Source organism: Pseudoduganella dura, from assembly GCF_009727155.1.
Lineage (GTDB): Bacteria > Pseudomonadota > Gammaproteobacteria > Burkholderiales > Burkholderiaceae_D > Rugamonas > Rugamonas dura.
This window is the reverse complement of the sequence record NZ_WNWM01000002.1, coordinates 4,437,162-4,450,122: the sequence shown is the minus strand read 5'-3', so window position 1 is coordinate 4,450,122 and position 12,961 is coordinate 4,437,162. Positions and strand designations below refer to the sequence as shown.

General features: G+C 65.4%; 11 protein-coding genes and 1 tRNA gene. 4 read left to right on the top strand and 8 right to left on the bottom strand.

From position 1 onward, the window contains the following. Window positions 1-91 precede the first annotated feature (91 nt). From GJV26_RS19420 to GJV26_RS19410, 3 genes are all read left to right on the top strand, one after another. Window positions 92-167, top strand: a tRNA-Lys gene (locus GJV26_RS19420). A 159-nt stretch (window positions 168-326) separates the two neighbouring features. Next, complete coding sequence (locus tag GJV26_RS19415; protein ID WP_155710404.1) at window positions 327-1,067, top strand: PEP-CTERM sorting domain-containing protein; 741 nt, start codon at window positions 327-329, stop codon at window positions 1,065-1,067. A 166-nt stretch (window positions 1,068-1,233) separates the two neighbouring features. Then, window positions 1,234-3,336, top strand: a complete 2,103-nt coding sequence (locus tag GJV26_RS19410; protein WP_155710403.1) for a TonB-dependent siderophore receptor — start codon at window positions 1,234-1,236, stop codon at window positions 3,334-3,336. Between the two features lie 66 nt (window positions 3,337-3,402). Here the strand turns inward: GJV26_RS19410 and GJV26_RS19405 are convergent, their stop codons facing one another. Then, window positions 3,403-4,491: an acyltransferase family protein gene (locus GJV26_RS19405; RefSeq protein WP_229427985.1), complete on the bottom strand. Its 1,089-nt coding sequence runs from the start codon at window positions 4,489-4,491 to the stop codon at window positions 3,403-3,405. 329 nt (window positions 4,492-4,820) lie between these two features. Here GJV26_RS19405 and GJV26_RS19400 point away from each other — a divergent pair, with 329 nt between their 5' ends. Further along, the gene (locus GJV26_RS19400) at window positions 4,821-5,150 is read left to right on the top strand and encodes a DMT family transporter (RefSeq protein ID WP_155710401.1); all 330 of its coding nucleotides are present in this window, start codon (window positions 4,821-4,823) and stop codon (window positions 5,148-5,150) included. A 75-nt stretch (window positions 5,151-5,225) separates the two neighbouring features. Here the strand turns inward: GJV26_RS19400 and GJV26_RS19395 are convergent, their stop codons facing one another. The 7 genes from GJV26_RS19395 to GJV26_RS19365 all read right to left on the bottom strand — a co-directional run bounded on the left by GJV26_RS19395 (window position 5,226) and on the right by GJV26_RS19365 (window position 12,956). Continuing rightward, a complete protein-coding gene (locus tag GJV26_RS19395) occupies window positions 5,226-6,197 on the bottom strand; it encodes a lysozyme inhibitor LprI family protein (protein WP_155710400.1) in 972 nt (323 codons plus the stop codon). A 52-nt stretch (window positions 6,198-6,249) separates the two neighbouring features. Beyond that, window positions 6,250-8,400, bottom strand: a complete 2,151-nt coding sequence (locus GJV26_RS19390; RefSeq protein WP_229419360.1) for a metallophosphoesterase family protein — start codon at window positions 8,398-8,400, stop codon at window positions 6,250-6,252. Between the two features lie 115 nt (window positions 8,401-8,515). Further along, window positions 8,516-9,412: a BON domain-containing protein gene (locus tag GJV26_RS29960; protein WP_216643146.1), complete on the bottom strand. Its 897-nt coding sequence runs from the start codon at window positions 9,410-9,412 to the stop codon at window positions 8,516-8,518. A gap of 100 nt (window positions 9,413-9,512) precedes the next feature. Beyond that, a complete protein-coding gene (locus GJV26_RS19380; RefSeq protein ID WP_155710399.1) occupies window positions 9,513-10,214 on the bottom strand; it encodes a hypothetical protein in 702 nt (233 codons plus the stop codon). Window positions 10,215-10,342: 128 nt separating this feature from the next. Next, window positions 10,343-12,118: a methyl-accepting chemotaxis protein gene (locus GJV26_RS19375; RefSeq protein WP_155710398.1), complete on the bottom strand. Its 1,776-nt coding sequence runs from the start codon at window positions 12,116-12,118 to the stop codon at window positions 10,343-10,345. After that, window positions 12,115-12,360: a hypothetical protein gene (locus GJV26_RS19370; RefSeq protein WP_155710396.1), complete on the bottom strand. Its 246-nt coding sequence runs from the start codon at window positions 12,358-12,360 to the stop codon at window positions 12,115-12,117. Before GJV26_RS19370 ends, GJV26_RS19375 begins: the two co-directional genes overlap by 4 nt. Then, window positions 12,357-12,956 carry a short chain dehydrogenase gene (locus GJV26_RS19365; RefSeq protein ID WP_155710393.1) on the bottom strand — a complete coding sequence of 200 codons (600 nt, stop codon included), beginning with the start codon at window positions 12,954-12,956 and terminating at the stop codon, window positions 12,357-12,359. The genes GJV26_RS19370 and GJV26_RS19365 overlap by 4 nt, the downstream gene beginning before the upstream one ends. Window positions 12,957-12,961 lie beyond the last annotated feature (5 nt).

The window sequence follows — 12,961 nt, the reverse complement described above, 5'->3', positions numbered from 1 at the left end:
CTGACCCCAGGTCATTTGCTGATCTTTTGCAGGCTTTATTGTTGAAGCACTTGGCAGAGCGTAATACGCCGTATATAATGCGGCCTCTTTCGGGTCGTTAGCTCAGCTGGTAGAGCAGCGGACTTTTAATCCGTTGGTCGCAGGTTCGAATCCCGCACGGCCTACCACGAATAGATCAGAGAAGCCAACCGCTCGCGGTTGGCTTTTTTGTTTTTGCAGGTCTTGCTCATCGTCATACATTCATGACAATTTCGCGTAAAAATCCCTTAAAAAAAAGATAACGAGCTCAAGCACAATAACGGTCTTTCATCCCGTGGAGCTCCCTCATGAAACTGCCTGTAATCGCCGCCGCGGCCCTTGCGCTGTCGGCGCCGCTGGCCGCGCAAGCCGAAGCCACTTCCAGTGCGCACTTCAGCAATTTCCATTACGAAGTCATCGACCTCGACCTGAACGACGGCATCGACGCCGCCCTGACGCTCGATGAAAGCGCCATCGTGCTGACCGCCGGCTTCTATCCGACGACGACCACGTTTCCCGAGCCGTTCGACTACCGCGTCGGCGATGGCACCGTCGGCGCCACGGTTGGCGGAGGCAGCGCCAGCGTCAGCATGGCGAACGGCACGGCCGGCCTGAGCGCCAGCTTTTCCGGCGCACAGGGCGAAATGTTCGGTACCGCGGCCATCGGCCATGCATTCTCGCTGACCGCGAATACCAGGCTGGTCTTGCATGCCGACGCCGACGCCAGCAGCACCTTCACCGCCACCCATCACGGCTACAGCCACGCGGAACTGTTCATCAGCTACCTGGACGACCCGTTCGAAGTCGAGGACACGGTCATCTACGACAGCCTGGTCAGCAACTTCGGCAACAACGCCGCGCGCGGGCTGACCGTCAGCCTTTCGACCGGCGCACAAGGCATCGACGGCAACCTGGGCCTCGCCGCCGGCAGCTTTGCCACCGTCAGCGCAGTGCCGGAACCGTCGCAGTATGCGATGTTCGCGCTGGGTCTTGCCGGCCTCGGCTGGCGCCTGCGCCGCTCCCGCAACCGCAAATCAGGAAACCCGTAACGCTGAAGCAAACCAGTCAGGCACTGAGCACCATTGCCGCACTCCCCCACTTTGGCCAACCTGTCCGGTTGGCTTTTTTTTTGCATGGGAACGACAAAGCCCCCCATATGACTATAAATAATAATGATTCTCATTTATAGTTGCGCCTTTTTCCCGTCATTAGCCCATGCACATCGCCAAGCCGCATCCGTTCACACACCGCCTGTTCGCTTTAAGCCTGCTCTCCGCCGCCCCGCTGGTCTCGGCGCAACCGGCCGCCGACGAAGCGGCGGAAACCGCCATGCCGCAGGTAAGCATCGTCGCCGAACGCGTCGGCGACGCCTGGAATCCACAACAATCGCGCGGCGCGACGCGCACCGATACGCCGCTGGCCGAAGTGCCGCAATCGGTGCGCGTGATCAGCCTGCAGCAGATCGAAGACCTGGGCGCGACGCGCATGGCCGATACGGTCGATTTCGTCAGCGGTATTTCCCGCCTCAACGACTTCGGCGGCACGTGGGACAACTTCGCCATCCGCGGCTTTTCCAGCACCGACATGGGCTACCTCGTCAACGGCTTTCCCGGATCGCGTGGCTACAATCCGCCGCGCGATACGGCAACGGTCGAACGTTTCGAGTTCCTGAAGGGTCCGGCCGGCGCCGTCTACGGCAGCAGCGAGCCGGGCGGCACGATCAACATCGTCACCAAGAAGCCGAAATTCGACAGCGCCAACGTGGCCGAAGCGAGCGTGGGCAGCACCGGCCTGCGCCGTGCCACGCTGGACAGCACTGGCGCCCTGACCGACACGGTGGCCTACAGGCTGAACCTGGTGACGGAAGAAGGCGGCCCCCGCTCCTCGCTGCTGCACAACAAGCGCACGCTGGTCGCACCGGCGCTGACATGGAAGATCGATGGCCGCACCACGTTCGGCTTCGAATCGGAATTCCTGCGCACCGATGCGCCGCTGGACCGCGGCGTGATCAACGTGCGCGGCGTGCTCGGCACGCTGCCGCGCGACCGCGTTCTGAACGAACCCGGCGATGACAACATGCGCCTGAACAGCGACACGCACCAGGCCACGCTGGAACACCGGCTGACTGACGACTGGCGCGTGCGGATCGGCGCCAGCTACAAGGAAAGCGATTTCTACGGCGAATACACCGAAGCGACCGCGCTGGCGGCGGACAACCGCACGCTGAACCGCCAGGCTACGTGGCGCACGCTGCCGTCGCGCGATGTGGCGCTGCAGGCCGAACTCGAAGGCAAGTTCACCACCGGCGGCATCGGGCACACGCTGCTGGTCGGCGCCGAAGCGTCGCGGCTGTGGATGAACATGGAAATCCTGCGTTCGGCCAACACGCCGATCGACATCTACACGCCGGTGTACGGCAAGGCTGCGCCGGCGCTGACCAGCCTCACCACCAGCTCCGACGAACGGCAGCGCGTGAAAGCCGTCTTCGCGCAGGATCAGGTCAGTCTTTCCGACCGGTGGAAACTGCTGGCCGGCCTGCGCTGGGATGAGTACAGCCAGTCGCTGGAAAACCGCGTCGCCAAGACGTTCATCGCGCGCGAGCAGAGCGCCGTCACCCCGCGCGCCGGCGTGACGTACCTGCCGAACGGCTGGAGTTCGCTGTATGTCTCGGCCGGCAAATCGTTCCGCGGCAATAACGGCACGGATATCGCGGGCCGCGCCTTCGACCCGCAGCGCTCGACCGCGTATGAAGCGGGCTGGAAGCTGCAGACGCCGGACGGACGCCTGGGGGCCACGCTGGCGCTGTATGAGATCACCAAGACCAACGTGCTGACCGCGAGCGACGTGCCCGGCTATTCCGTGGCGGCGGGCGAGATCAGGAGCACCGGCTTCGAAGTCGACGTCAACGGCCAGGTGGACCGCCACTGGCGCGTGATGGGCAACTTCGCGTGGGACGATGCGCGCGTGACGAAGGATAAAACGCTGGCCGCCGGCACGCGCCTGGCCAACGTGCCGGAATACAGCGCCGGCCTGCTGGCGATCCGCGAAGACCGCCTGCCGGGCGGCGGCCGCTACGGCATCGGCGCCGGCGCGAACTACGTTGGCGAACGCTCGGGCAACAGCGCGGACACGTATTCGCTGCCGGCGTACACCACGTTCAAGCTGGTCAGCTACTGGCAGGTCAACCGGCGCACCCGCCTGTCGGTGGATGTGCACAACCTGGCCAACCGGATGTTCTATACGTCTTCGTGGGGCAACCTGTACGTGTCCGCGGGCGCCGAACGCAGCGTGGTCGCGCGGCTGAAGGTCGATCTTTAAGCCGCATCCGGCCGGGCCGGTTGCCGGCCCGGCTGCCCCCTGGCGCGTGACGCAGGCGATGATGCGTCAGCGCCGCGCCACCCGCTCGGCCGCCCATGCCGGGGTGGCGAGCCGCGTCGTCGTGGAACGGATCGTGCGGCCGAGCGGCACCTCCACCCACCGGTGGAACATGGCGCCCGCCGCAACGCTGGTGGCCCATGCGAGCAGCATGCCGGGCAGTTGCCAGTGCGGCTCGGCCGGCGCATAGCGCGTGAATGCCGCATTGATCACCAGGCACACGGGGAAGTGGACCAGGAACACCGCATAGGAGATGCGCCCCAGGTAGCCGGCAACCGAGGCCCCGGGGCCGCGCGCCTCGGTCCTGGCGCGCCCGAACAGGAACAGTGCGCAGGCGACCGCCAATGCCAGCGCGATCCGGTCGCGGAATTCGACCACCAGCGCGGCGAGCACCGGCACGACGGCCAGCGCGACGAGCAGCGCCACGGACCCGCCCTTGCGGTCGCGATCGCCGGCCCACCAGGCCATCGCGCCCAGCCCGTAGCTGCCGAAGAAATACGGCGCCCAGTCGTCCCAGCCGGCATCCAGGTTGAAGTACAACAGCGACAGCGCGATGCCGGCAGCGACGGCGCACGGCACCAGGTACGAAACCACGCGCGGCGTCGGGCTTGGTCCGGCCGCGCGGCCCGCGAGCCACAGCATCAGGGCCAGCGCCGCATACAGCTGGAAATCGATGGCGACATACCAGGCGCCCGCCGACAGCGATTCATACCCGAGCACCCCATGCAGCAGTACCGCATGGGCGCACAGCTGCGCGAACGTGGCGGGAGCGGAGATCGAGTCGTGCGTCATCCAGGCGGCAGCCCAGGCGGTGGCCAGCGCGGCCAGCAGCGTCGCGGCCACGAATGGCGGTGCCAGTTTCACGTAGCGCCGCCAGATCGCCGCCCGCGGCGCGGCCAGTCCGGCATGCCCCCCCGGGCTCAGCGACTTCGCGGCGAGAAAGCCGCCGATGACGAGGAACACCTGCACGGCGATGCGTGCCGTGTCGCCCAGCCAGTCGATCGTGTCCGGCAACAACACGCGCGCGTGATCGGCCATCGGCCCGTAGAACGCCAGGTGATGCAGCACGATCAGTTGCGCGGCCACCGCCTTCAACACGTTAATCAATGCAAATTCCGGCCTGGCCTGCCCGGCTGCTCTGGCCTGCCCGGCTGCTCCGTTTGCCTCGTTGGTTCCGCTTGCTGCAGAAATTGCCCGCTTCATCCGCTTCCTTCGTCCAGCTCATCCCGATCCCCGAACCGTGATGATTTTGTAAAGGCGGCAGAATAGCCGAGTTAGCCGATCAGTGGCGCAAAAAAGAGACGACCGTACTTCCGCGGCCGATTCCCTGACCGATTCCCCAGCCGATTCCCCGGCACATTCCGGCAGGTGGCGCAACAGGGTCTGGTACAGTGCTGCCTCGGCAAAAAAGCCTGAAGAGGAGTTACATGAACTGGATATTCCTGGCGGTCGCCATCGTGGCCGAAGTCATCGCCACGTCCGCCCTGAAAGCGTCCGAGGGCTTTACGCGCACCCTGCCCTCCGTGCTGGTGGTGGTGGGCTACGGCATCGCGTTCTACATGCTGTCGCTGACGCTGCGCTCGATCCCGATGGGCGTCGTCTATGCGATCTGGTCGGGCGCGGGCATCGTGCTGATCACGCTGGTCGGTTACTTCATGTTCCGACAGCGGCTCGACCTGCCGGCGCTGGTCGGTATCGGCCTGATCGTTGCGGGCGTGCTCGTCATGCAGCTGTTCTCGAAGTCGACGTCGCATTGAAGTCGCGTCGCCGTCGCATTGCTGGCGCCACCGACGCGCCGGCGAAGGTGCCCGGCGCGCCTGCCTGGTAATCCCCTACTCCAGCCACGCGCGCAACTGCGCCGCGCGGCGTCCGGTCAGCCGGGCTTTCCACGCGGCCGCCGGCACGGCGGGATACCGCGCCTGGGCAAAGGCGGTCCATGCGTCGCGGTAGGCGATCCAGGCGCGCTGCGTGGTGCGGATATCGGACTTGGTCACCGTGGTATGGCCTACCCTGCCCTGGTCGTCCGCAGGCAGCGCCATCACGTTGCGGTAGACATCGTTCAGCCCCTTGTCGGCGGCAGTGAAGCCGGCCTCGGTCCCGCCCGGCAGCTTGCCAGCTTCCGCGGCACGCAGGTCCGCCAGCAGCTCGTCCTGCACCGCGGCCTGCGCACCGATCGACAGCGCGGCCCGCGCGGTGCCGGAAAGGTCCGTCTCATTCTCCCCCACGCTGCGCGCAAAGGCGTCGGCTGCCTTGCGCAGCGCCGCGAAGCGGGTGCGCTGCGCGGGCGTGAACGGCGCGCCAAGCTTTGTCAGCGCGGCGTTGCGCCGTGCTCCCTGCGCATTTTCTGCGACACCGGCGCAAAAACCGCCCATCATGCCACTGGTGATGTCGTCGCACAGGTCGAATGGTTGCCTGTCCTGCCCCGCCTTCATCCGCTGCAGGTGCTCGAGGCGGCCTTCGGTTTCCGCCTGCGCACCGTCGACCCGGCACGCATGGGTGATGGCGCGGTCGATGTCGCGCGGCACGCCATAGCCGTTCGCATACAGCATCATCAGCACGGCTTCATTGCGGTCCTGCACGGCGCAGCGATGCACCGCCTGCCAGTCTGGCCCCGCGCTTTGCAGTGCGTCGTAATATTTGCCGAGCGGATTGCAGCCCTTGTAGCCGTCGAAGATGATGGGCAGCTCCCCGTTCGCGGACGCGGCGGGGCAGGCGGCCGGGGCCGTGCCCGCATTGGCCGCCTGCGCCACCTGGAGCATGCCGGCCAGCACGCCGCCGACAAGAACGCTTAACTGGAATCGCATCCGCCTCTCCTTCGATCACGGGCCTCCCGCCCGGGGGCCAGTATAGCCGGCCTCAGTTGAACGACAGCGCGGCGCTCTCCGCATTGGCGACCTTCTTGCCTTTCAGGTCGATCGTGAAGTGCCCGCTCGGCTTGGCCGAACCAAGTCCCTTGAAGATGGCGAACACCTGCCTGAACTGGTTCTGGAACGCCACGTGCACCGGGTTCTGGTCCGACAGCTGGCTGCCGCTCATCGCGATGGGCGCCGGCGTGGCGGGGAACGCGCCCATCAGCACCTTGTACTGGTTTACGCGTTCCTGCCCCATGTCGCGCAGCGCCAGTTCGCCGGCATACACGGTGCGGTGGAAGTCGCCGTAGAAATCGTAGGCCGTGATCTTCGCGAAGCCGGCCAGCGTCAGGCCGCGCGCACCGGCCAGCTTTTCAGCCTTCGCGGTGGCATCCGCCCAGTCGGCGGCGAGCTCGCTCGCGGCAACCCCGTCCGTGCCGGCAGTACCCCTGGCGGCACAGCTCGCGGTGAGCGGCAGCACGCCCGGTACATCCTTCAGCTGGGCCAGCGTGACCCTGGTCTGCAATTGCGACAGGATCAGCATCTGGCGGCCATCCAGGTTCATCGCCGCTTCCTTCATCTCGCACGGCCAGTATTCATCCATGAAGCGCAGGCGCGACAGCTCGCCGAAGTAATAGCGCGTGAACTCGCCATACGATTGCGTATCGAGCACGGCGCGGTTCCAGCGCTTGGCCACGTCGGCGGTGGCGGTGCTGCCCTGCAGATAATCGTACTCGGCCTGGTAATGCGGGAACAGTTCGTTGAAGCGCGGCACCGCGTTCAGTGCCACGGTCTGCACATCGATCGTGTCCTTGTCCTTGTACGACAGGATCTTGTACGACGCGCCATACACCGCCAGCGAAGGCGATTGCACGTTGACAAGGAAATTGCCGGCCGCATCGCTGTAATCGTTGGTGCCGTTGAAGTGCATGTGGCCGCCCACATGCACCGGCAGGCCGGTGGCGGCCACCGCCGCCGTGGTAGCCGCGTCGGGCACGCGCGCGGTCTGGAACGCGCCGGACTTGAACACGGCCTTCATCGCGCCCGTCTGGTTCGCATAGAAATCCATCGTCGGATAATGCGAGAACGCCATCAGCTGCTTGCCCTGCGCCTTCGCCCGCTCGTTGACGGACTTGATCCAGTCCATCAGGTGCTGCTTGTGCGTCAGCACCTTGTTCCAGCCGGCGTTGCCGGCGCCGTCGAAGCCCTTGAAGTTCTTCGGATTGGCCGGATCGAAGTTGCCGTTCGGGATGAACACGTTGGCATCGATCGCCAGCAGCCACAGGCCTTTCACCGGTTCGACCAGGTAGCTGGCATCGACGATCGACGTGCACTTCGTGTACGAGCGGCCCAGCTTTGCCTCGCCGGCGGCCTTGTAGGCGCCGCCTTCGCCTTCCGCGCAGATCTCGAACTGGCGGTTCGACAGCGCGGCCTGCGTGCCGGCCTGCTCGAAGGTGTACGTTCCGGCGTATTTGCTGAACGGCGATTCCCAGTACACGTCGGCCCGGTTCGGCATGAAGCCGTGTTCGCCCAGCTTGGCCAGCAGCTTCTCGTAGCCCTGCTCCATCAGCTGGTCGGTGCAGACCACGGCAGGATCCCTGGCCTTGCAGGCCGCGCTGCCGGTGGCGTACACCTTCTGTTCCTTGCCGTCCTTCGTCAGGAAGTCGTTCTTGCCGGCCTCGTTGTCGTCGTGCGGTTCGTTCGGATCGTGGTTGCCCGGGGCCAGGAAGAAGCGCATGCCCCTGGCCTGGTATTCCTTCAGGATCTCGGCGATGCCATCGATGTTGATCGGCTGCGCGTCGTCCGAATAATCGCCGGGCAACGCCACGTGGCGGATGCCTTTTGCATACGCGTCGTCCAGCGCGGCGCGGAAGGCGAAATAATTTTCGTTGAACAGGCGCGTGGAGGTGAGCTGAGCGTACATCGTGCGGATCGTCGCATTGCGGCCATCCTTGGTGGGAATCCCGGCGAATTGAGCGCTCTTGAAGTCGCCGTAGACATTTTCGAAGTGAACGTCGGTCATGAATGCCACGGCCGGTGTTGCCGCCGGCGCTTCCGGCGCGGTCTGCGGCGGCGTGGCCGCGTCATGATCGTTGTCGCTGCCACAGGCGGACAGCAGGGCCAGCGCCAGGATGGCGCCATACGCGCGAGGTTGCATGCATTGCTCCGGTCGAATGGAAGGCCGGGATGGTCGCATGCGCGTTTGACCGGATGATGACAAAAAAAGGCCCGCGTTACGCGGGCCAGACCGGAGTTGCTGCGCTTCTAGAAGGTTATTTCTTGACCTGGATCGAGCTCTTCACGTCGTTCACGCCTTGCACGCCCTTGGCCAGTTCGACGGCGCGGTCAGCCTCGGCTTTCGACGGTACGAAGCCGCTCAGCATCACCACGCCTTTCTGGGTTTCCACGTGCACGTCCATCGCTTTCACGGTCTTGTCGGCGGCCATGTCGGCTTTGACTTTCGCGGTGATCATCGTGTCGGACATCGCAGCCTGTGCGGTACCGGCCGCACCCGAGGTTTTTTCCTTGGCCGATTGCGCCAGGTCGGAAGTTTTTTCCTTGGCGTTCGATGCCATGTCGGAAGCTTTTTCGCGGGCATTGGCGGTAGCGGCGGCGGTACGGTCACCGGCGCGGTCCACCGCGGCGGCAGTACGGTCACCGGCGCGATCGACCGCGGCGGCGGTCGCGTCACGCGTAGCGGCAGCGGTGCCGGCTACCGTGGCGCCACCGGTGCTGGCAATCTCGGCGCCGGTCTTGTTATCGACCAGCACGGCGGTGCGGCCATCGCCCGCGGTCTGCGCCGTCATGTTGGCTTTCAGCGAACGGGCCTGGACCTGGCAGGAATCCTTCGCATCGCCGGACAGGTCGTCGCATTTTTCCTTGGCCAGCTCATATTTGGCGTCGGCCAGCTTGCGCTCGGCACGCGACAGTTCGTTGCCGGTATTCTTGTGCTGTGCCACGGCATCGCGTTCAGCCTGGGCACGGGCAACCTTTGCTTCCTCGGTACACACGTCTTCGGCGTTATCCTTCAGCGTGTCGCATTGCTTCTTGGCAGCCTTGTAGGCGGCCTCTGCCTTGTCGTGCGCCGACTTGTAGGCCGTGTTGTTGGCGGTTTGGGCGGTAGCAAATGCGCTGACCAGGGCCAGCGTGATGAATGCAGCTTTTTTCATGATAAGTCCCCTTAGGATGGTTGGCACGGATGATTAAACGCTACCGCGCCGTATCCTTCTGTGCGTGGCCGTACACAGCCCAGAAATTGTTATCATTTAGTCACTCATGCTTAACGAGTCCTTTGCGCCACAGCAAGGTTGCCTGCTCAAACGGACCGGCCCCGGCAATGAATGCACTGCCGCAGGGCGCCAGCCGCAGCCAGGGACGGGTGTCATGCGAACCATGGCTGGTGGGCTGGTCGTCGCGCACCTTGCGCAACCAGCCAGCCACGTGGGCATACTGATCAGGGTGGCGCTGCTGGGTCCATGCCAGCGCCACCAGGTCGGAAAAACCTTCCTCGCGGCGGGTTTCGCGCATCTGCTTCGACAACGCGAGCAATTCCGGGTTCGCCGCGATCTCCTGGCCCACCTCGGTAAAGCCGGCCGGCAGCGCATGCCAGTTACCCTGCGCATATCGCCAGCAATGCCCCACTTCGTGCGCCGCCATCGCCTCGATCAGCACGTCGCGCCGCTCCTCGGCCACCTCGGCCAGGATCGTTTCCGCATTCGGATTGCCGCGCATCGACAGGACCAGCTTGCAGCGCCCGTCCGCGAACCCCATCGCCAGCGGTACATCGTTCGGCCCGGCCCGCGGCTGCACGATGATATCGATCGGCAACTTCAGGGTCCTGGCGTAATCCAGCACCGGGGCGGCCGCATTCAGCCAGCGCGTTTCGAGCGCGGTAAGCTGGGCGGCAACGGCGGTGGTGGCGGTCAGGGACAACAACAGGGCGGAGGCGAAGGTACGGGTAAGCGTCGGCATGAAGTACTCCATCGGGAAGAATTACTATACATGCCGAGCGGAAATTTGTTACCGGCAAACGGCGGCTGTTACAAAATATTTCCTTACTGAAACTTACAAGTTTGCGGGAAATCTAATGCCTGGCGTTGTCAAAACTCCTCCCATTCCTCGTCGGCCTGGACGCGGGCATTGGCCACCTTGCGGGTGCCCATGCCGACCACGTTATCGACTCCCTTGCCGGTCACCTTGTCGGCTGTCCGGCTCGCGGCCGGGCGCGGCGCAGGTTGTCCGCTGCCGGCCGGCTTGCCGGCCGCCGCCGGGCTGCGGCCGGGTGCCGGCATCGACACGGGCGACGCGGCAGCGGTTGCGGCATCGGCCAGCCTGAAGACCGACACCACCTCCGCCAGGTGCGCCGCCTCGTCCTGCAGCGACGACGCGGCGGCGGCCGCCTGCTCCACCAGCGCGGCGTTACACTGCACCACGTCGTCCATCTCGGCCACGGCGGAATTGACCTGCTCGATACCGGCCGTCTGCTCGACGCTGGCGGTCGATATCTCGCCCATGATGTCGGTCACGCGCCGCACGCTCGTGACGATTTCCGCCATCGTGGCGCCGGCCTGGTCCACCAGCCGGGCGCCCATGTCCACCCGCTCGACGGAATCGTCGATCAGTACCTTGATCTCGCGGGCCGCGCCGGCCGAGCGCTGCGCCAGGTTGCGCACCTCGGTGGCGACGACGGCAAAGCCGCGCCCCTGCTCGCCGGCACGCGCCGCTTCCACGGCGGCGTTCAGCGCCAGGATGTTGGTCTGGAACGCGATGCTGTCGATGACGCCGATGATGTCGACGATCTTTTTCGACGAGGCATTGATCGAAGCCATCGTCCTGACGACCTCGCCCACCACGTCGCCGCCCTTAGTCGCCACTTCCGACGCCGACAGTGCCAGCCCGTTGGCTTGCCGCGCATGGTCCGAGTTCTGCTTGACGGTACCGGTCAGTTCCTCCATCGACGCGGCGGTCTCCTCGATATTGCCGGCCTGGGTTTCGGTACGCTGCGCCAGGTCCTGGTTGCCGGCGGCGATCTTGCGCGAATTGGCGGCGATCGTCTGCGTGCCGTGCCGCACCTGGCTGACGATTTCGACCAGGCTGTCGCGCATGCCGCGCAGCGCATGCAGCAGGCTGCTGTCATCGCCCGGCCGCGTGTCGATCGGCACGGCAAGGTTGCCGGCGGCGATCGCTGCCACGATGGCCGACGCGTGGCGCGGCTCGCCGCCCAGCTGCCGGCACAGGCCGCGGTGGATCCACCACGCGGCGCCGCTGCCGAGCGCGATCGCGGAAAGGCACAGGGCCACCATCAGTTCCGGAAAGCCATGGGCCACGCCCGCCGCATCCTGCGCCTGCGCGGCGCTGGCATGCTCCTGCAGGTCGATCATCCGGTTGATGGCGGCCAGCCATGCCACGAAGGCGGGGGCGGCCTGCAGCCGCAGCACGCCGGTGGCTTCCGCCACGCTGTTGGCCTGGCGCAGCGCCACGACCCTGGCGATCAGCGGCAGCGCATTCGCTTCCGCATCCTTGATCGCGGCGATCGCCGCGCGTTCGGCCGCGGTCGTGTCGGCACGGTGCGCCAGCACATCGTCCAGCGGCGCGGCGGATTTTTCATAATTGTTCGCCAGCACGTCGATCTCGGCCATGAACGGCTTCGGATCATCGGCCAGCACCACGTCGCGCAGCGCGATGGCACGGTCGTGCACGCTGCCGCGGAAGTTGATCGCGTGGCGCTGCTTCACATTGTTCACCTCCGACACTTGCGTGAGGATGCTGTCGATATAGCCGACGCGGTGGATGCCGATCGCCGTCACGACGGTCAGCAGGAAGAAGACGAGACCGAAGCCCAGTGCGAGCCGGGTGCCGATATTGGTGATGTTCATGCGCTTTCCTTGAAAATTGCAAGGAGGAAACACAATGAAGTTATCACCCGCACCGGGCTAATATTGCCCTGCATAAAGCCGGTTTGCGTCAGCACAAATCCAATGTTGGGTTCTGCCAACACGCCACGCCAGAGGCGGCAGACCGTCATGAACTCGTTGTCGAGATCGGTAACGGTCTGGCTGATCTTCGAGGCCGAAAGCGCCCATTGCCATCCCGGCCAGCGCCACGGCCGGACCGTCAATAGACCCGATACACCTTTCCGGTTTCCGGCCCATCGACGCTGCGCTCGTACGCCAGCGCCACGCGCTTGCCGTCTGCCGATTCGAAGCCCGGGAACAGGTGCCCGTACAGCGGCACGGATTCGGTCAGCACGGTGGGCGCGACAAGGTTGATCCGCAGGCCGCGCCGCAGGTCCAGCGCGGCGCCGGCAACCAGGCCTTCGAGTCCCAGGTTGACGGTCATGGCGTTGGCGCCGTGCCGGATCGCGTGATAGGCATCGATGCCGGACGTAAGCGTGATCGAGCCGCCGTCGTTCAACGCATGCTGCGCGGCCAGCGCCACGTGCACCTGCCCCATCAGCTTGCCGTGCAGGCCCACATGGAACTGCTCGGGCGTCATTTCGGCGAACGATCCCAGGTGCAGCCCGCCGGCGGCGACGACCACGCCGTCCACGGCACCGGTGCGCGCGAACAGCGCCTGCACGCTGGCGTAATCCTCGATTGCAACCTGCTGCTGGCCGCTGGAACGGCCGGCGGCGATGATGTCGTGCCGCTGCCCCAGCCGCTCCACGACCGCCTTGCCGATGGTGCCCGCCGCACCGATGACGATGATCTTCATGTCTG